The sequence below is a fragment of the Streptomyces sp. NPDC090445 genome (genome assembly GCF_044769385.1).
In the GTDB taxonomy this organism is placed as follows: domain Bacteria; phylum Actinomycetota; class Actinomycetes; order Streptomycetales; family Streptomycetaceae; genus Streptomyces.
On the sequence record NZ_JBIVXV010000030.1, the window covers coordinates 1 to 17,816 of the forward strand.

The following is a 17,816-nucleotide window of genomic DNA, read 5'->3' on the forward strand; positions in this document are numbered from 1 at the left end:
TTCTCTTCCGGGGGTTCCCGGTGAGGGCGTACTTCCAATAAACCCGACCGGTGGAGACGGGTCACGCCACTCGAACCCGTGGCTTGACGGAAATGACCGGTCTTGGTAGGCGGTCATCTCATTCGGTGAACCCACCGCAGACGACTCGGGACCGGCGACGGCGGCGGTGGCGAAGGCGAAGGAACCGTCTCGACCTGCCACAAGATCAGATAGCGTGCGCAGCCATGGGTGAGCTGATGGTGATCAGGCACGGCCAGATCGACTGGAGCCTGTCGGGCCGGCACGCTGGACGGACGGCCTGACCAGCGCCAAGCCCGATCCCGACCTGCTGGAGTGGGACCACGGCGGCTACGAAGGCCTGACCGCCGAGCAGATCCGCGAGGCGAGGCCGGGCTGGGACCTGTGGCGCGACGGCTCCGCTTGGAACGTCCCGTAGGGCAATGCCGCCGCGTCACATCCGACGTGTGAGGCGCCGGAAGCGGATCCGAAGCACGAGACGACCTCCACAAGGCAGTGCGCTCAGTTGTCGATCAGGCGCCATGCCGTGAGCGCGAGGCGCGCCCGGGTCAGGCCCGTGGGGTCGGTGAGCTCGATGCCCAGGGTCTTCGCGATCTGGTCCAGGCGGCGGGCGACGCTGCTGTGGTGGAGGTGCAGGACGTCGGCGGCCTGGCGCAGGGAGCCGGCGGCGCAGTACGCGTCCAGCGTTTCCAGGTCTTCCGGGGTGCCGGCGATGCGGGCGATCGCGGCGACATCCGCGTTCTCCCGCACGGCCTCCTCCGGGATCCGGGCGAGCAGCGCCAGCGCCCCCAGCTCGTCGTGGTGGACGACCGGTCGGCGCCCGGTGGTGAAGCGCAGGGCGGTGCGGGCCTCCCGCCAGGACCGGTCCGGGCTGTCCGCGGCGCCGATCCCGGCCCGTACGCCCGCCGGGAACCGGGCCGCGTCCACGCACGCGGCCAGGATGACCCCCACGCCGCCGAGCGGTGCCGCCTTCACAGGGCGGTCCGGGCAGACGAGCCCGCCGATCCGGTCGAGCGGCAGCTCCGACCGTACGGCGACGGCCCGGACCGGCGGCCCGGCGGCGGCGAACCCGAGGAGCCGCAACGCCCGCGCCCGGGCGGCCTCGTCGCTGTCGGGGCTGATGACCAGCTCGACGAGGGCGGGGTCGGCCATGGTCGTGCGGGCGGGCCCGTACCGTTCGGCGGCGGCCGCGGCGGCGATCGCGAGCCGGTCCAGCAGCACCTCGTCGAGGGGGCCGGGAGGGCCGGGGCGTTCCAGCCAGACGGTGCCGATCTCCTCCTCGTCGAGGGTGATCGGCGCCGTGGTGGACGCGGCGGCCCGCGGCGCGGAGCCGGGACCGGGGGCGGAGCCGGGCCCGGGGACGGGGACGGGGCTGGGGACGGGGCCGGGGCTGGGGTCGGAGGCGGTACCGGGACCGGGGCCGGTACCAAAGCCGGGCGGAGGTGCCTGGCTGCCGTCGGGCGCGATGCGGATCGCCCGCCCCGTGCCGTGGAGGCGGATCCCGGCCACGCACTCGGCGAGGCCCGCCGAGGCCCGGGCGAGCGCCGGCAAATCGACCCGTCGGCGCATCAGGGTGTCGTAGAACGCGACGATGCGCATGGCGCCGTCGACGTACGGATCCAGTCCCGACAGCCGTACGGCCAGTGCCTCCATGGCACACAGAATAGAAGGGCAGGAGGTCGGGGCAGGGGCGCCGATCGGCGCGCAATCGGTGCGGGACGCGCGACGGTTGGCGGGTGACCGCCCCGGGGCGCGGCCGTGAGGATCGTCGCCATGGACCCCGAACTCGAACCCTTCATCCCGTTCCTGCCCCGGACCGACCTGAACGACCCGGTGGCCACCCGCAAGACGGTCGCCGCGCTGGTCGCCGTGAGCGCGGCGCCGGACACCTCGCGCATGGACGTCGAGGACCGCACGGTGCCCGCGGACCCCGACGTGGCGGTACGGATCTACCGCCCGCACCCTTCGCGGGCACGGCAGGGCGGTGCGGGCGCCGTCGTCTGGCTGCACGGCGGCGGCTTCGTCTTCGGCGACCTGGACACCGAGCACCCGTGGGCGGCCCGGCTCGCGGACGGCTCCGGCGCGGTGGTCGTCTCGGTCGACTACCGCCGGTCGCCCGAGAACCGGTTCCCGGCCGCCCTGGACGACGCGTACGCCGTACTGGGCTGGACCGCCCGACACGCGGCCGAACTCGGCATCGACCCGGCGCGGATCGCGGTCGGCGGCCACAGCGCCGGCGGCGGGCTCGCGGCCGCGGTGGCGCTGCGGGCGCGCGACGAGCAGGGCCCGGCGATCTGCTTCCAGCTGCTCAACCAGCCCGGGCTTGACGACCGGCAGCAGACGTGGTCGGCCCGCAACTTCACTGACACGCCCTGGTTCACCCGCGACAAGACCACCGCCGCCTGGCGGCACTACCTCGGCTCGCAGCCCGCCACACCGTACGCCGCCCCGGCCCGGGCGACCGACCTGTCCGGCCTGCCGCCCGCGTACGTCGCCACGGCGGAGTTCTGCCCGAACCGCGACGAGGACATCGAGTACGCGCTGCGGCTGCTGCAGGCGGGCGTACCGGTCGAGCTGCACCAGTGGCCCGGCACCTTCCACGGGTCGCAGGCCATCCTCTCCGCCGACATCTCGCAGCGGCAGAACGCCGAACTCGCCGGAGCCCTGCGCCGCGCCCTGGCCGCGTGAGCAGCGCACGCCGAGGACGGGCACGGGGGAGAGCCCCCGTCGCCCCCACCCACCACGAAAGGACGCATGCGATGAAGATCCGACGGGCGGTGTGCGCGAGCGCGGCCGCGCTCAGCGTGTGCACGGGCCCTGCGGTCACGGCGGCGGCAGCCCCCGTACCCGCGGCGGCAGCCCCCGTACCCGCGGCGGCAAGCACAAGCGCGGCGGCCGCGCCCGCCCTCCGCTTCGACCCCGCGGAGCTGAGGTCCGCCCTGAACGACGTCCACCGCGCCGGCATGCCCGGGGTGTTCGGCGAGGTGCGCGACTCCGGCCGGACCTGGCGCGGCGCCTCCGGGGTCGCCGACGTCACGACCGGACGTCCCGTCAGGGCCGACATGAAGCACCGTGTCGGCAGCATCAGCAAGACCTTCACCGCCGCCGCGGTCATGCAGCAGGTCGAGCAGGGCCGGATCCGGCTCGACGCGCCGATCGGCGACTACCTGCCGCACCTGGTACCGGGGGAGCGCGGCCGGAAGATCACGGTCCGGATGCTGCTGAACCACACCAGCGGCATCCCCGACTACATCCTGTACGCGTTCCCGTCCCTGCAGGGGTTCCCGTCCCTGCCGGACATGTCGTCGAAGAGCCTGGACGAGAACCGCTTCCGCGAGTTCCGCCCGGCCGAACTGATCGAGCTGGGGCTCGCGGCGCCCCCCACCGGCGAGCCCGGAGGCCCGACGGGCGTGTACTCCAACACCAACTACATCCTCCTCGGCCGGCTCCTGGAGCAGGTGACCGGCAGCACCGCCGAGGACCACATCACCCGCAACGTCATCGCACGCGCCGGCCTCCGCCACACCGAGTTCCCGGCCGGCCCGCGCGTCCAGGGCCCGCACTCGCGGATGTACGAGTCCTTCTTCGGCCTCCTCGACCCGCCCCGGGACTACAGCGTCTACAGCAATTCCTGGCTGGGGCCGAGCGCCGGCCTGGTCTCCACGATGGAGGACCTGAACCGCTTCTACGCCAAGCTGCTCGACGGCAGGATCGTCAGCCGGGCGTCCCTGCAGCAGATGCAGCAGACCCTGCCGGTCCGCGCCCTCGACGGGTCGACGATCCAGTACGGCCTCGGGCTGCACGAGGTCACCACCGGCTGCGGCACCTTCTGGGGGCACGACGGCTCGGCGTGGGGAGCCGGGACGCTGTCCCTGACCCGGGCGGACGGCAAGCGGCAGATGTCCGTGGCGATCAACCTGATGCGGTGGAACAAGCTGGACGCCTCGGGCACGCCGCAGCCCCACCCCATCGACGGCGCACTGACGGCCCTGCACGCCAAAACGATGTGCGGCGACGGCAACCCCCGCACCGCGGGTACCGCCACCACCATCCCGCAGGCCACGGCGAGACGAAGCCACTCCTCCGCCAACGGATGACGGCAAGAGCGACGACCCGGACCCGCTGCCGTCCGGCGCCCTGAACCCGCGGGGCTGTCGAGCCGGTACGAGTCCGGGCCGTGCTCCGGCGAAAACCGGCCTCTGGCCGGGTGCGCGTGGCCGTGTTGGCTGTTGCCGTCCAGCGTCATGACAGCGGGAGAAGGCGCCTGGCGGTTTAGGCAGCTGATCACGGGCAGATTTCAGACGGGGGTATGAGATGAAGTCGTCCAAGAGGGTGTCGCCCTTACGTGTGCCGACCGTGGCCGTTCTTCTGCTGGCCGGACTCGGGATCGCAGGGTGTGCGGCATCGGGGAGCGAAAGCGGACCCGAAGCCGGTGCCGGGGAGGGGTCTTCGGGGCCGGTGGCTCCTGCTGTCGTGGGCAGGCCGGACGACGTATCGACGTGGCGGCTTCCGCTCGAGGCATACACGCCTTCGGCTTTGGACCTCAAGACGGTGAGCGCAGCGCGCGACATCCTGATCGACACGTGCATGGCAAACGCCGGCTTCCCCCAGTGGGTGCCGGCTCCCGACCTTCCGCAACTCTCCGGCGTCTCCGCCATGGACTCTCGCTACGGCATCCACCGCGCCGATCTCGCGGCCGAGCGCGGATACCACCCGGACGAATCCGTGCAGAAGGCGTACGACGAGGCCGTCAGCGCCGGCGCCGTGGACACGTCGGGTGCGGACGCCGGGACATTGCGGCAATGCGCCCGGCAGGCGGACACCAGGGCGCCGCAGGTGAAGACGTCCCACGTGGTGAAGGCGATGGACGCCGGATCCTTTACCGCCTCCAAGAAGGATCCCCAGGTGCTCGCGGTGTTCGCCAAGTGGTCGCATTGCATGAAGGGGAAGGGCTTCACCTACGAAACACCGCTCGACGCCAGGAACGACTCTCGGTTCCATGCCCCCAAGGTCGTGACCCAGCTCGAAATCTCGACCGCCGTCGCCGATGTTGCGTGCCGAAAAGAGCATGCGCTCGAAAGGACCTGGTTCGCTGTCGAGGCAGGCCTCCAGCAGCAGGCCATCAAGAGGGAGCAGCCGGCACTCCAGGCCTTGAAGGAGAGCAACGCTGCGTCTGTCGCCACGTCCTCGTCGGTCCTCCGGGAACGCTGACACCCGCCCCTCCCCCCACTGGTCCCACTGGCCGGAGGCCGGAACCCTGTGGCGCGCGGGCGGCGCGGAGATCCACCTACAGGTCGTGGGCGTCGGTGTCGGCATCGGGATCGGGATCCGTGTCGGGATCGGCGTCGGCGTCGAGGGCGCGAGGCGGCGTGGACGTCGATCAGGTCGCGGGGCGCGCCGCGGCCGGCCAGGCCGTGGGCCCGTACGGCGTGGCCGCCGGTGATCACGAGCGGGTACGGGCTGCCGATGGCGATCACGTCCGCCAGGAGGCGGCGGTGCAGCGGCGTGAGCCTCACGCCGCGGCGCGGTCGTGCAGCTCGGGGAAGGCGTCCTCCCAGACGGTACGGATATGGCGGCTGACCAGGGTCCGCAGCACCGGCCACTGGGCGGTGAGCAGGTCCTTGGTGAGGTAGGCGGCCAGGTCGGCGGCCTCCCCTTCGGCCAGGACGGTGCGGTAGAGGCTCATCCGCTGCCGGGGCCGGTCCAGGTGGTAGGCCCGCAGGCCCGACCATGCGAGGTGGAGCGGCAGCTCCACGGTGCCGGTGTCCGGGCCGTTCAGGTCCCCGCGAGCGCGGCGGGGAGGCGGCTGCTGTAGCGGGCGCGCAGCAGTACGTCCGCCGGGACTGCAGGGTGGGGGGAGTGGTGCAGCGGTGCCATGGGGCCAGTATCCCCCTCCGGGCCGCAGGCGGTGGCGGGGACGTACGGATACGCGTGCGGCGGGGCCCGCGCCGCGGTCCGCACCGCTGCGTGGGCCCCACCGGTTCGCCTGCCCGTGGCACACCGGCGGCCCCGAGCGGCCGCGGGCCCGGCCGTTCAGCGGAACTCGTGGACGACCTCGATCCTGCCGACGATGTGGGCGTTGAACTCGTCCAGCTCCTCGGCCGGCACCCACAGCTCGAGGATCGTCTGCCCGCCGGCCTGTTGCACGGGATACCGGCTCAGGAAGTCCGAATCGACGTCGAAGCGGGCGACGAAGCCGACGCCGCTGTGCGGCACGTTCCAGTCCCTCGCGATCTTCACCGCGTAGTCCTCGTTGAGCACCGGGTAGAAGATCGGCTGCTCCGGCAGCCGGGGCGGCCAGGCACGCCAGTCCAGCTCCCGGACCAGCTCCAGCTCCTTGGGGCCGGTAGGGCGCCACAGGGTCGTCGTTGCTCGCTGGTCGGTCATGGGGATCGCTCTCTGAACACGCCGCGCTGCCGATGCAGCCTGGCCGGGACCCAGACCGTACGGCAGCCGCAGGGGCAGCCGCCATGCACTTTCCGTACGCCGTCCGCGCCCCTGACTTTCGCGAGCTCAGCCAGGGCCGGCCGCGTCGGTGCCCTCGCGATGTCGGAGCGGGTTTCAGCGTGTTGCCGTCGGCGCGGTTGTGGCGTGGGAGAGGTAGAGGGCGAAGTCCGCCTCGGTGTCGGCCGGGTGGGGGATGCGGGGCGGCGGGTTGTGGTGGGTGCCGGTGGCGCAGGCGGGGAGCTGCAGGCGCGGCATGAAGGCGTACAGGGTGTGGATCCAGTCGGCTTCGGCGAGTTCGCGGCCCGGCTCGGTCTCTCCCGTGTAGGTGCGCGTCCAGGCGGTGTAGAGGGCCGTGAGGTGTTCGACGACCGGGGGATGCCGGTACCAGCAGTGGGTGATGACGTTGTGCAGCTCGAAGGTGGTGCGGAGCCAGTCCACCCAGGTGGCGAGCTCGCGCATGCGGATCCGGCGCTCGTCGGGGTCCATGGCCGCCCACACCCACCGATGCGGGTCGGGAGTTGCCGTGCCGGGCGGTGACGGCCACAGGTCTGCGGGGTTGAGGTCGGTCATCGGTCACTTTCCCTTGGTGGTGGTCGTGGGGTCGGCCAGCAGCTTCTTGAGGTCTTTGTCGCGGAAGGTGAGGCGCATGCGGACCTTGATCGGCGGGAGGTTGGTGTACTGGGCGACGGCGGTGAAGTCGGGGAGCTGCTGGAGGGAGTGGACGGGGGCGAGGTCGGTCTCGACGGCCTGGGTGTTGGTGGAGTGGTCTCCGCGGGAGCGGCCGCGGCTGGTCTTCAGGACCTCGGTGCGCCCGTAGAGGCCGGAGAAGTGACGCAGGGTCTCCAGGTCGCCGCAGCCGGGCAGGAGCATGCGCAGTCCGGACGCGGACAGGACCGTGTTGGCCTTCTGTACGCCGAGGGATTCGCGGAGCTGGGACAGGTCGTGCCAGACCGTGAGGAGGACGATGCCCATGCCGCGGCCGGTGGTGAGGATGTTCGGCAGGCGCGGGTAGCGGAGCATGTTCCCGGCTTCGTCGACGAAGATGCCGACGGCCGGGTCGATGGCCTGGCCGTAGCGGTTGTAGCGGGTCTCCGCGGCGTGGACGGCGCCGGCGATCAGGGAGCTGATGAGCGGGGCGAAGCGGTCGGCGTCGGCTTCGGAGGCGATGACGCAGATCGTGCCGCGCTTGTCGAGCCAGTCCTCGAAGGCGAAGTCGGAGCGGGCGCAGGTGTCGCGGACCTCCTCGTCGGCGAAGACGCGGGCGAGGACGTTGAGGCTGAACTGGACGGAGCCGACGCCGTCCTCGTGCAGGCGCAGCCACGGGGAGGCGTAGTCGTCGGCGACGTCGGTGTGGCCGTGGGCGAGGAGGACGGCGCGGACGTGGTCGACGGCGTCCTTGCCGAGGGTGATCCAGCGGCGCAGGTCGGAGATCCCGCCGCCGGAGAGATGGGCGGCGAGGAGGATCCCCTTCAGGACGCTCTTGGCCTGGTCGACCCAGGGGGCGGCCCGTTTGTCGCCTGCCGAGGAGGAGGCTTCGGCGAGCCAGGCGGCCATGCGGTCCGCGGCCTTGGCGTCGGTGCAGTACTCCACCGGGGACCAGTGGTCGGTGTCCCGGCCCGGGATCCCGGCCGGGGCGATCACCCACACCGGGCCGAACCAGCGGCGGCGGGCGTGGATGATGTCGAGGTCGGCGGCCTTGGTCGTCGTCACCACCAGCGGGCCCTCCCACTCGGCCGCATTGGGCAGCACCAGGCCAGTCGTCTTCGAAGAGCCGGGTACACCGAAGACGGTCGCACTGATGTTGGGCTGGGCTGCGACGACCTTCTTCGATTGCTGCCCGCGCCCGGCCGTGATCCGGTTGGTGCGTCGGCCGGGATCGTCGGGGGCGGCCATCTTCTTCTCGACCTTCGCACCGCCCCACTGGGCGCCGCCCCCGCGGCCGCCGAACGCGGAGAAGCGGCCGGCTGCCTTGGCGATGGCCAGGCCCAGCAACAGGACCAGCAGGACCAGCAGGACGGTCAGGGCGTAGAAGAGCAAGGTGGGTGGGGCCGGCCGGTATACAGCGGCCGGTCCCTTCGCCAGGGCGAGGACCACGGTCACGGGCATGCCCTGGGAGCTGTGCGCCCACCCGCCGCCCGAGAGGAGGGAGGCCAGAGGCGCGGCGAGGAGGACGGCGCCGCCGACGGTGACGGCCGTACCGGCCCCGTACGCCGCCAGGAGGCTGTTGTCGTCCAGCCCCGCGGCGGGCCCGCGCCGGGCCACGTCAGATCACCATCCTCTCGTCGGTCTCGAAGAGACGCTCCTCGGTGCGGGAGAGGACGAGCTGCACGGCGTGGGATCCGCCGCCGCGGCCGACCTTCCACAGGGCGCGGCCGCGTTGGCCTGCACCCCACGAGCTGATGAGGGCGCATTCGGAGTCGGTGAGGCCGATGGCCTCGCGCGTCATCTGGAGGGGGCGGGTGTCCTGGGCGAGCTGGATGCGGGTCTCGCAGGAGGCGATGAGGTCGCGGGCGATCGCGACGGCCTCCGACCCGGCGGCGCCGACCGACTCGAAGTCCGACAGGCGGTGGGTGGCCAGGACCTGGATGGTGCCGGTGGCCCGGGACAGGCGCAGGTCGGCGTCGATCTTCTTGACCATCGTCGCCCCGCCGGACCGCATCTGCCGCCACAGTTCGTCGCGTACGACGATCCACGGGCGCTGCCCGGGCTGGTCGATCGCCGACTGCGCCCAAGTGGAGACGCAGGACAGGACCATCGCGACCGTCTCGTCGCCGTACTCCTGCAGGGCGGAGATGTCGACGGACTGGATGGGGGCGTCCCAGTCCAGTCCGATGGACGTCTCCTCGTCGAAGAGGCCGCCGAGGTGCCCGCTGACCATGGCGCCGAGGGCGGAGCGGATGGGCGCCATCTGCTCGCGGGCACGCTGGATGTCGCCGTTGCGGATGCGCAGTTCGCGGGCCATGGCGTCGGTGGGGTCGCGCAGCCGGTCGTAGACGAGGGGGAGGGTGGGGACGGCCAGGCGGGTGGCGCCGGTGCCGTGCAGTTCGCCGGTGACCTCCCGGACGGCGACGTCGAGGGCCTCTTCCTCCTGCGGGTCCAGGGTCCGGCGGAGTTGCAGTTCGAGGAGGGCTTTGAGGAGGGTGAGGCGGCGGCGGTGGATCTCGGTGAGCCGTCCGCGCAGCTCGGCCGGGTCTTTCACCAGGTCCAGGCCGGTGCCGAGGGGGCCCGCGTCGAGGGGGTTGAGGCGGCCGGGCAGGCCGGGGCCGAGGCGTACGGGTTCCACGCCCAGGTACTCGCACAGCGCCGCGTACTCGCCCTTCACGTCGCCGGCGATGAGGGTGCGGTGTCCGAACGCCATCAGCCGCAGCGCCAGGGCCTTGACGTGTGCCGACTTTCCCGAGCCGGGGATGCCGGTGATCATCACGTTCGGGTTGGTGCACAGGCCTTCCTTGACCCAGACCGCGGGGTGGGCGCTGAATGCCTGCATGGTGAGGGTGTTCTGGCCGATGTAGGCGCCTGTCGGGGGCAGGCTGCCGGCGTGCAGGAACGGGTACAGGCCGGCGACGTTCGCCGTGTCCGCGCGGATGATCTCGCCGCGCGGGACCGCTGCGGCCCGGCCGGCGAAGGGCTGGGTCCAGCCCTTCTTCGGTGCGACCCGCATCGATGTCTCGGGGTCTTCGAGGAGGCGGGCGCGGCGCAGCTCGCGCGCGGTCGGCTGCACGGGCACGGGCGCGGGCGGACGTTCGGCGAGGCCGGCGGCCTCGTCGATGCCCATGGCTTCCAGGAGGGTGTCGCCGGCGGGGCGTCGCCGGGAGAACAGGCGGCCCATCAGAATCCCGTCCGGCGGTCGGGCAGGCCCTGGCCGAGCGGCAGGGCGCCGGTGGCGAAACCGGTGTCCTGGGCGCCCCACATGCGGCGGACCTCCAGCCCGGAGGCGGCCGCGTCGGCCTGCAGTTCGGCGCAGGCCGTCTCCATCTCGGCGTGGTCGGTGACGGTGACCGTCAGGACGGCCGTCATCCGGACGACACCCTGCCCTGCGGCGCGGGCGGCGTCCTGGGCGCGGGCCACGGCCTCCTCGCGCCGCTCGTCCTCGCTCTCGTCCCGCCCCGTCTTGGCCCGCAGATGCCGGGCGGAGGACCGCTTCGCCTTGTCACGGGCCAGCTCCTGCCGGGCCCGGCGCGGCCCGATCGGCTCGTACAGCATGGTCAGGGACCGGCGGGCGTTCTGCCGGGGGCGGAGCAGCGGCTGCAGGACGGTCGCGTACACGTCCGACTGCGGCCAGGTGCGGACCTGGTACGACACCGACCACGCCCCGTCGTGCCGGTACACCCCCCACGCCGTCTCGGCCGCGGCCGGACCCGCCAGGTCCGGGTCGAGGCCCGGGTCGGTCCCCGACCAGCCGGGCAGCTCGGCAGCCGCCCTGCGGGCGGCCAGCGCCTGCTGTGCGTCGGGGTCGTACGCGGTCCGCACGGTCTGGGCGACCATGCGCGGTGACAGCCACTCCACGACCTGCAGGCTGGCCGTCGACAACGCCTGCCCCATCGCGTGGAGTTCGCGTACGAGGACGGCGGCGGCACCGGTCTGCCCGCCGCCCGCGCCCTTGACGGCCAGACGGGCCCGGGACGCGGACAGGGTGACCGTCAGGTACGTCTCGCGGGCGGTCGCGGCCGGTCCCGCGCTGTCCATCAGCTCCGACAAGACGGTCACGGCCGCGTCGGGGGCGTCCGCGCTGATGTGGCGGGCGGTCCAACTGGCGAGCGCGGCCCCGTCGTCGGGCAGGCACCGCTGGTGCACGGCGATACGCGTCAGGGGTGTGTCCTCGGTGCAGTACGTACGCAGGAACGCCGCCCAGGCGGCGACGCGGGCAGCCTGCTGGTCGGTGTCGACGAGCGCCAGGCCGGGGAAGGTGATGCGGGCGACGGCGCTGTAGGTGCCGGCGACGGGATCGTGGACGACGCCGAGCTGCCCGCCGAGCCCGTCGGGCGCGTCGAGGATCCGCAGGCGGGCCAGGGTGCCGGGCAGATCCATCGGCTGGCGGCCCGTCGCCGCGGAGCGGGGTGCGAACGCGCCGGAGAAGAACAGGTTGCGTCGGGTAGCCACAGAGATCTGGTGCCTTACTGCGAGAGAGATCCATTCGTCGGCGCTCAAGCCCATGACCCGGCCGAACGCCAGGGCCAGCAGGAACAGCGACAGGGGCAGGCACAGGAACGCGCTCTGCCAGCCGACGTTGAAGGGCAGGGTCGCGATCAGAGCGGCCGCGGCCACCATGACGAAGCCGGAGCCGGACAGGCGGCCCATGAAGCCGGTGGTCTCGGACTGCCACCCTGAGTAGGAAACGGGCTGTGACACGGTCATCCCTTGGGGGCGGCGGAGCCGGGCGCGAGGCGATGCGGGGGAGGGGGAGGGGGAGGGGACAGAGGGGTCCCGATCGGTGCGGGGGTGGGCTGCCGCCGCGGCGGGATCACCACGTGCCGGCCGCCTGCGGCGCCTTGGTCGAGGCCCGCGTGGGACGCCGTGTTGGCAAGGCCGGACTCCAAGGTGTCCTTCCCGGCCGCCAAGGCCTGCAGCCCGAACGTGGCGACGCCGACCGCCCTCCCGCCGAAGCGGGGCGCCGACCCTGCCGCCGAGCCGGCCCGTCCGCCCGCCGCCGGGGCCGAGGAAGCCGCCTGGGCGGTGGCGTTCTCGGAGTCCAGGGCCTTGGTGTAGCCGACTCCGCCGCCGACTGAGCCGGCGCCGCTGGGCTCGGCCAGGCCTCCTGCCCTGGAGGACGCGGAGGAGCCGAGCGAACTGATCCAGCCCGAGGCCATCGAGGCACCGGCCCCGTTGGTGGTGAACACCATGAACTTCGCCAGCGCCGGCCAGCACAGCGCCGCAGCGAGGAACATCACGAGCCCGACGATCATGTTCTGCACGCCCTCGCCCTTGGACATGGCGAAGTAGCCGACGGAGAAGCAGCAGACGATCGCGGGCTTCATCAGCACCAGCGAGATGAACGCGTTCCGCGCCTTGGGCCACCACTCGGCCGTCGCGTCGGACAACTGCCCGGCGAGAGTGATCGGCATGGTGCCGATGATCAGCATGATGCCGACCTGCCGCAGCAGGATCTCCACCCACAGGGCGGCGATGGCCAGGATGCAGATGATCCCGATGACGATGATGACGCCCACCGCGGCGGCGGCAACACCCTCACCGGTGATGAGCGCGCCACCGACCGTGGCCGCGCCGCCCCCGCCGGTGATGAGCCCGCCGAACAGCGCACCGAGCTGGTCCTGCATCGCCTTGGTCGCCGACGTCGAGCCGCTGCCCTTGCCGTCGTTGAAGGTGAAAGTGACGATCCAGTCCGACACGACATCCGACCACCTCAATGCCTCCTGAGCGACCAGGAGGTAGACAGAGGAGATCACCGCCCACTTGGCCAGGCCGGTGAGCGCGGTCGCGGCCGGGGCGCCGTTGTGGCTGATGGCGACCTTCCCGAACTGGAGCAGCAGCAGGAAGCACGCCACGACCGCGGACAGGGCCGTCATCAGGGCGGTGAACTTGCCCAACCCGGTGGCCTTGAGGTTGATCGACGAGCTCGAGGTGAAGACCAGTGCGAACTTCTCCAGCAGCCACACCACCGACTTGCCGATGTAGGACGCAGCCTCGGTCAACGCGCTGGACGCGAACTGGGAGAACTTGCCCGCTGCCCACTCCAGCGGCGTCAGGACCGGGTCCCCGAGCTTGTCTGTTCCCTCTTTCTTGCACACGGTGAAGGGTCGGCCGTTCTTGGTCACGCAGTGGCTGACGAACGTGATCAGTTCCGCGTACCTCTTCTGGTCCTGCTCCGAGAAGGCCTCGCGCCACTGCTTCAGCTTCCGGGCCTCCGCCTCGCGCTGGCCCTGCACGTCGCAGTTGCGGGCGCCGTTGCCGTCGGCGCCCTCGCAAAGGTTCGTCCGTCCCGGGAACGGCGGGTCATCAGATCCCGGCAGCCAGCATTTGCTGCGGTCGTCGACCTGATCGACAAGGCAGTAGTGGCGGTCCGGGTCGATGCCCACGGCCCACTGCGCCCACTCGGCGGGGATCGGGGAGGGAGGACCGACGGACGCGTGGTGCTTGCGTTCGTCGGCTTCCACCGCCATGGACAAGGATCCGCTTGCCCCGAGTAACGTCAGCAGAACGGAGAGCAGGATGAAAGAACGGCCGAGGCGCCGCAGACGATCACCCTGCATGGCGTACCTGGACCCATCCGTCGTTCCAGGCGTACGGGCTGGTGGGCTCGTATGCGACAGGGAAGTCGCCCATGAAGTCATACTTGTCGGTGAAATTCCAGGCCCCGTCTTCCCACTTCACGACGAAAGCGACAGTCTCACCGCGCAGGGGGTTCTCATCCCGGCCGCCCTTGGGGCCGGTGGCGAAGCGGTCGTACGACAGCCAGACCTGCATGACGTCGCCGACCGGCAAGCCGGGTGCCTTGAGGGTCTTGCCCCGTGCCGCGTGAACGGATGTGGTGAAGGTGATGTCAGCCGGGATGCCTCCCGAAGGGGCCAAGCCGATGGCCTCACGCCATTTGCGGATCTCGGAAATCTTCTTGTCCGCATAGCCCGGAGCGTCTTTGGAGACCACGGCGTTCAGCTGCTGGCTGGCTTTCTCGTCGTCGAGCCAGGCGTACTCCTCCCAGAAGTACACAACGGCCGAGATTCCCCCGCTCGGAGAGCCGGGGAAGCCGACGGCCACGCCGTTCTTGTGGTCTGTGGGCTTTCGAAGAGTGATCTTCTGAGCCTTCTCCGGTGTCATGGGGCCAGTCGGCATTCCGGTACTGCCCGGGGTCGGCGCCGCGGGTGCCACCGTACTGGCGGACGCCCGCAGCTGCCCCTTGGCGTCGTTGCCGTTCATCAAGGTCGCTGCCGTGAACCCACCCGCGACGAGCAGCGCCGCAACCGCCACCGCGCCGCCGGCCAGGAGCATGCGGGCCCGGCGGGCCTTGGGTCCGGGGGAGGAGTCCACGGTCAGCCGCCCTTCGACATGGTGTAGACGGCCAGCACCAGGGAGGAGGTGACACCGATGCCCCCGGCGCCGATCAGGCTCCACAGCACGCCCTGCTTGCCCCGGGCCGCCAGGGCGGCGCGTTCGGTGTTGTGGCCGATCGCGGTCAGAGCCCATCCGCTGAGTCCGCCGAGGACGGCGAGGGTGAGGCCGCCGCCCGCGGTCCACGACAACATCGTCTTGGCCGAGTTGTTGACCGCTTCGGGGAGCGCCGGGTTGAAGGCGGGCACCGGGCCGTCGGCCAGGACGGCGAGGCCGGGGTCGGCCGTGAGCGTGTGCAGGGTCGTCAGGATCTGGCTCATCGTTGTGCTTCCTCGTCAAACGACAGGTACGGGGATCGGGGAGGCGGCGGCGGGCTGCGGGGCGGCCGGCAGCGGCTCGCCGAAGGCTTCGTGGGCGGCGGCGAGGACCGCCGAGGCGAGTTCGCGGGCTGCCTGCTGCGTACGGTCGCGGATGCGGGCCGGTGGCTGGGTGGCGGCGAGCCCGTGCGCGCGGATGTCCGTGTCGTGGGGCAGGTGGACCACGGCGGCCGCGCGGGCGGACAGCATTGTGGCGGCGGCCCGCGCCACCGCAGGCAGCCGCCCCTCCGACGCAGCCGAGAAGACGACCACGGTGCGCTGCAGGGGCAGGCCCTCGGCGTGCAGCACCATCACGGCCTGCTGCAGGGCCTGGATTCCGGCGGCGGTGGGCTGTGCGCACAGGACGGGCACGGTGAACGGCAGGGCGCACCAGGCCCGTGTCAGGCCCGGCAGGCCGGAGCAGCGTGCCGTGAGGATGTCGTGGGCGACGGGGTGGGCGGTGTCGGCGAGGAGGAGTTGCCAGCCGCCGGCGGCGGCCAGCTGGTACCAGGCGGCGGGGTCGGCGGGCAGCTCCAGCGGGGCGGCGTGCCATTCGCGTGCGTCGGTCAGTACCGACCAATGCCTGTCGGCCGACGACGATGACGGCAGTGGCGACGCCGCCGGCAGCGCCGCCTCCCGGATGGCGACGGCAGTGGCGGCGCCGCGGATGTCGGCGCGGCTCAGCGGCCGGTCGGGCGGGAGCGCGGCGAGGCCGCCGCCGGCGGGCGCGTCCGCGGTCCACGAGGGCCAGGGGGAGCCGAGCCGCGGTGATAAGTCGGCGACCACCGTGTCGGCGAGGGGGGCCATGGCGGTGGCGAGCAGGTACGCCACGGTGGAGCGGCCGCTGCCCCCGACGGCGGCCATCACCGGCGCCACCAGCCGGGCCGGTGCCGGCAGCGTCACGCATGCCGCTTCGGTCTTCTTCCCCATGAATCCCCCCGACTGCGCCCCACAAAGCCGGCCGTCAATCATGTGAATTTCACACCACTGTCGACGCGGCCGGCACCACAGCGTTCGGGCACCCTACACCGATCGTCCCGGCGAGATTTCTGATGCATGTTCAACAAGCGCGACCTCAATCGGAAATGCCATAGTGTCGGCCGCGATCCGTCATGCGAAACCGGCAAGATCAAATGCTGGCCGGATCGGTCTGATGGGCTCTTCATGCACGCACATCGGTTACGGGGGCCGGGGGGAGTCAATGCGGGTGAGGCGGTGGTTAGGGTTTACCGCTGCGGGGGGTGCCCTGGCCGCTCCGTTGACGTTCGGGATCGGCATGGTGATGCTGTTCGCCACTCTTGCGGAGGACGACAGCAAGCGCGGCACCGGCACCGGCATCGGTACTTGGCCCACCGCGGGCGCGCTGCGGATCGGCGGAGCGGACGGCGTACCCGCCGCGTACGCACCCCTCATCCTCGCCGCGGCCGCCGCCTGCGACCAGGGCCTGCCTCCGTCGATCCTGGCCGCGCAACTGTGGGCCGAATCGAATTTCACACCGAACGCAATCTCCCGCACGGCGGACGGCAATGCCATCGCCTATGGAATAGCCCAGTTCATCCCGGCGACATGGGCCACTCAAGGCGTCGACGGCGACGGGGACGGAGACAAGGACGTCATGGATCCGGCCGACGCCATTCCCGCTCAGGGGCGCATGATGTGCAGCCTGCTGAAGACCGCCAAAAAACACCCGGAGTACAGCGGTTCGCCCGTCGAACTGGCCCTCGCCGGATACAACGCGGGCTGGGGCCGCGTCGAACAGTTCCGGGGCGTTCCCCCGGCCGATTTCGCCGCGGGGCAGACGTACGCATACGTCATGAAGATCACGGCGAGGTCGGCGAAGTACACCGCGCCCGGCGACGGCAGCGGCCCCGTCGACCTGCCCGCCGGGTTCAGCCTGCCCCCGGACACGCCGACCCAGGTCCGCACCGCAGTCGGCTGGGCACTGCAGCAGAAGGGCGGCTGGTACCACCTCGGCGGCGACTGCACCGACGCGCACGGCCCCGCCCCGACCCGCTGGTGCGACTGCTCGTCCCTCGTGCAACAGGCCTACAAGGCGGCGGGCATCGGCATCCCGCGCGTCACCTTCGACCAGATCAAGCTGCCGCGCCAGGTCGACCTGGACCGCCCCAAGCCGGGCGACCTCGTCTTCAACGCCGGCTCCGACGGCTCGGCGGCCAGCCCCGGCCACGTCGGCATGTACATCGGCTCCGGCATGCTCATCGAGGCGCCCCGGACCGGGGTCCGCACCCGCATCGTGCCGTACGGCAGCTGGCGCAACTCCTCGTCCTACATGACCCGGGTGACCGGCATCCGCAGGGTGGTGAACTGGTGAGCAACGACGAAGTCTTCCTGCCCTGGGGCGTGGTCACCACGGACTTCTGGACCACACCGGCCCCTTCGCACACGCCGCCAACGCCACCAACGCCAACGCCACCGACGCCGCTACCACCACCGCCACCCGAACCCCCGCACGAGGTGGACGTACCCGCCCGGATCGCTGCCGTCGCCGCCCTGGCCCGGGAGGGCGACCTGGGCAGGGCCGTCCTGCTCGCCGAGCAACTCGACACCGAGCACACCGCAGCCACCAACGAGAGCGTCAGCACAGCCATGACGGACATCCGGGAGGTGCGCGGCTACCTCGCCAGCCTGACGGGGGACCACCGCACAGCGGTGGGCTGGTACCTGCACGCGCTCCGCCTGCGCGCCGACCTGCACGGACCGGACCACCCCGACACCGAAGCCGCCATCCACCGCACCTACAGCCTCTGGCGGACGATCACGGACCCCGCCCTCAGCCACCGGCTCGGCGAGGAGCTCCTGACCACGGTCATCAGCATCCAGGGCCCCCACAGCACAGCCGCCCGCCGCATCCACAAGGCCCTGGATCCGGCCACCGACCCGTAAGAGAACGAAAACGGAGAGAATGCGGATGTCCTCACCTCCCCCCGCGATGCACCTCACCGCACAGGCCCTCGCCTCCGTGCGGGAACA

Annotated in this window: 15 protein-coding genes and 1 pseudogene; 5 read left to right on the forward strand and 11 right to left on the reverse strand. The window is 71.8% G+C overall.

Going from position 1 to position 17,816, the window contains the following annotated elements; all coding sequences use genetic code 11:
* Positions 1 to 519 precede the first annotated feature (519 nt).
* Positions 520 to 1,671: a PucR family transcriptional regulator gene (locus tag ACIQUT_RS33790; protein ID WP_403568663.1), complete on the reverse strand. Its 1,152-nt coding sequence runs from the start codon at positions 1,669 to 1,671 to the stop codon at positions 520 to 522.
* A gap of 120 nt (positions 1,672 to 1,791) precedes the next feature.
* On the opposite strand from ACIQUT_RS33790, the gene ACIQUT_RS33795 reads away from it, so the two are divergent.
* From ACIQUT_RS33795 to ACIQUT_RS33805, 3 genes are all read left to right on the forward strand, one after another.
* Positions 1,792 to 2,706, forward strand: coding sequence for an alpha/beta hydrolase (locus ACIQUT_RS33795; RefSeq protein WP_403568665.1), 915 nt, complete (start codon positions 1,792 to 1,794; stop codon positions 2,704 to 2,706).
* Between the two features lie 71 nt (positions 2,707 to 2,777).
* Positions 2,778 to 4,115, forward strand: a complete 1,338-nt coding sequence (locus ACIQUT_RS33800) for a serine hydrolase domain-containing protein (protein ID WP_403568667.1) — start codon at positions 2,778 to 2,780, stop codon at positions 4,113 to 4,115.
* 439 nt (positions 4,116 to 4,554) lie between these two features.
* Positions 4,555 to 5,229: a hypothetical protein gene (locus ACIQUT_RS33805; protein WP_403568800.1), complete on the forward strand. Its 675-nt coding sequence runs from the start codon at positions 4,555 to 4,557 to the stop codon at positions 5,227 to 5,229.
* A 301-nt stretch (positions 5,230 to 5,530) separates the two neighbouring features.
* Here the strand turns inward: ACIQUT_RS33805 and ACIQUT_RS33810 are convergent.
* From ACIQUT_RS33810 to ACIQUT_RS33855, 10 genes and pseudogenes are all read right to left on the reverse strand, one after another.
* Positions 5,531 to 5,895 (reverse strand): annotated as a pseudogene (locus tag ACIQUT_RS33810) (hypothetical protein).
* A gap of 156 nt (positions 5,896 to 6,051) precedes the next feature.
* Positions 6,052 to 6,405, reverse strand: a complete 354-nt coding sequence (locus ACIQUT_RS33815; RefSeq protein ID WP_403568669.1) for a hypothetical protein — start codon at positions 6,403 to 6,405, stop codon at positions 6,052 to 6,054.
* A 174-nt stretch (positions 6,406 to 6,579) separates the two neighbouring features.
* Positions 6,580 to 7,035, reverse strand: coding sequence for a hypothetical protein (locus ACIQUT_RS33820; protein WP_403568670.1), 456 nt, complete (start codon positions 7,033 to 7,035; stop codon positions 6,580 to 6,582).
* Positions 7,036 to 7,038: 3 nt separating this feature from the next.
* A complete protein-coding gene (locus tag ACIQUT_RS33825; RefSeq protein WP_403568671.1) occupies positions 7,039 to 8,727 on the reverse strand; it encodes a type IV secretory system conjugative DNA transfer family protein in 1,689 nt (562 codons plus the stop codon).
* 1 nt (position 8,728) lies between these two features.
* Positions 8,729 to 10,294: a type VI secretion protein gene (locus tag ACIQUT_RS33830; protein ID WP_403568673.1), complete on the reverse strand. Its 1,566-nt coding sequence runs from the start codon at positions 10,292 to 10,294 to the stop codon at positions 8,729 to 8,731.
* Positions 10,294 to 11,820: an SCO6880 family protein gene (locus ACIQUT_RS33835; protein ID WP_403568674.1), complete on the reverse strand. Its 1,527-nt coding sequence runs from the start codon at positions 11,818 to 11,820 to the stop codon at positions 10,294 to 10,296. The genes ACIQUT_RS33830 and ACIQUT_RS33835 overlap by 1 nt, the downstream gene beginning before the upstream one ends.
* On the reverse strand, positions 11,817 to 13,583 hold the full coding sequence (locus ACIQUT_RS33840) for a hypothetical protein (protein WP_403568675.1): 1,767 nt from the start codon (positions 13,581 to 13,583) through the stop codon (positions 11,817 to 11,819). The genes ACIQUT_RS33835 and ACIQUT_RS33840 overlap by 4 nt, the downstream gene beginning before the upstream one ends.
* Before the next feature lie 79 nt (positions 13,584 to 13,662).
* Entirely contained in the window at positions 13,663 to 14,448 is a 786-nt protein-coding gene (locus tag ACIQUT_RS33845) for a hypothetical protein (protein ID WP_403568677.1), read from the reverse strand.
* Positions 14,449 to 14,450: 2 nt separating this feature from the next.
* Positions 14,451 to 14,789: a hypothetical protein gene (locus ACIQUT_RS33850; protein WP_403568678.1), complete on the reverse strand. Its 339-nt coding sequence runs from the start codon at positions 14,787 to 14,789 to the stop codon at positions 14,451 to 14,453.
* Between the two features lie 15 nt (positions 14,790 to 14,804).
* Positions 14,805 to 15,755 carry a hypothetical protein gene (locus ACIQUT_RS33855; RefSeq protein ID WP_403568680.1) on the reverse strand — a complete coding sequence of 317 codons (951 nt, stop codon included), beginning with the start codon at positions 15,753 to 15,755 and terminating at the stop codon, positions 14,805 to 14,807.
* A gap of 328 nt (positions 15,756 to 16,083) precedes the next feature.
* Here ACIQUT_RS33855 and ACIQUT_RS33860 point away from each other — a divergent pair, with 328 nt between their 5' ends.
* Positions 16,084 to 17,157 (forward strand): NlpC/P60 family protein, encoded by a 1,074-nt coding sequence (locus ACIQUT_RS33860; protein ID WP_403568681.1) that lies wholly within the window; start codon positions 16,084 to 16,086, stop codon positions 17,155 to 17,157.
* Positions 17,154 to 17,729 (forward strand): hypothetical protein, encoded by a 576-nt coding sequence (locus ACIQUT_RS33865; protein ID WP_403568683.1) that lies wholly within the window; start codon positions 17,154 to 17,156, stop codon positions 17,727 to 17,729. Before ACIQUT_RS33860 ends, ACIQUT_RS33865 begins: the two co-directional genes overlap by 4 nt.
* The last annotated feature ends 87 nt before the right edge of the window (positions 17,730 to 17,816 follow it).

What these genes read in the sequence shown, in the direction of transcription:
- ACIQUT_RS33815 (WP_403568669.1), bottom strand. Translation starts at nt 6,405, where the DNA reads ATGACCGACCAGCGAGCAACGACGACCCTGTGGCGCCCTACCGGCCCC.
- ACIQUT_RS33800 (WP_403568667.1), top strand. Translation starts at nt 2,778, where the DNA reads ATGAAGATCCGACGGGCGGTGTGCGCGAGCGCGGCCGCGCTCAGCGTG.
- ACIQUT_RS33790 (WP_403568663.1), bottom strand. Translation starts at nt 1,671, where the DNA reads ATGGAGGCACTGGCCGTACGGCTGTCGGGACTGGATCCGTACGTCGAC.
- ACIQUT_RS33830 (WP_403568673.1), bottom strand. Translation starts at nt 10,294, where the DNA reads ATGGGCCGCCTGTTCTCCCGGCGACGCCCCGCCGGCGACACCCTCCTG.
- ACIQUT_RS33855 (WP_403568680.1), bottom strand. Translation starts at nt 15,755, where the DNA reads ATGGGGAAGAAGACCGAAGCGGCATGCGTGACGCTGCCGGCACCGGCC.
- ACIQUT_RS33820 (WP_403568670.1), bottom strand. Translation starts at nt 7,035, where the DNA reads ATGACCGACCTCAACCCCGCAGACCTGTGGCCGTCACCGCCCGGCACG.
- ACIQUT_RS33840 (WP_403568675.1), bottom strand. Translation starts at nt 13,583, where the DNA reads ATGGCGGTGGAAGCCGACGAACGCAAGCACCACGCGTCCGTCGGTCCT.
- ACIQUT_RS33850 (WP_403568678.1), bottom strand. Translation starts at nt 14,789, where the DNA reads ATGAGCCAGATCCTGACGACCCTGCACACGCTCACGGCCGACCCCGGC.
- ACIQUT_RS33835 (WP_403568674.1), bottom strand. Translation starts at nt 11,820, where the DNA reads ATGACCGTGTCACAGCCCGTTTCCTACTCAGGGTGGCAGTCCGAGACC.
- ACIQUT_RS33795 (WP_403568665.1), top strand. Translation starts at nt 1,792, where the DNA reads ATGGACCCCGAACTCGAACCCTTCATCCCGTTCCTGCCCCGGACCGAC.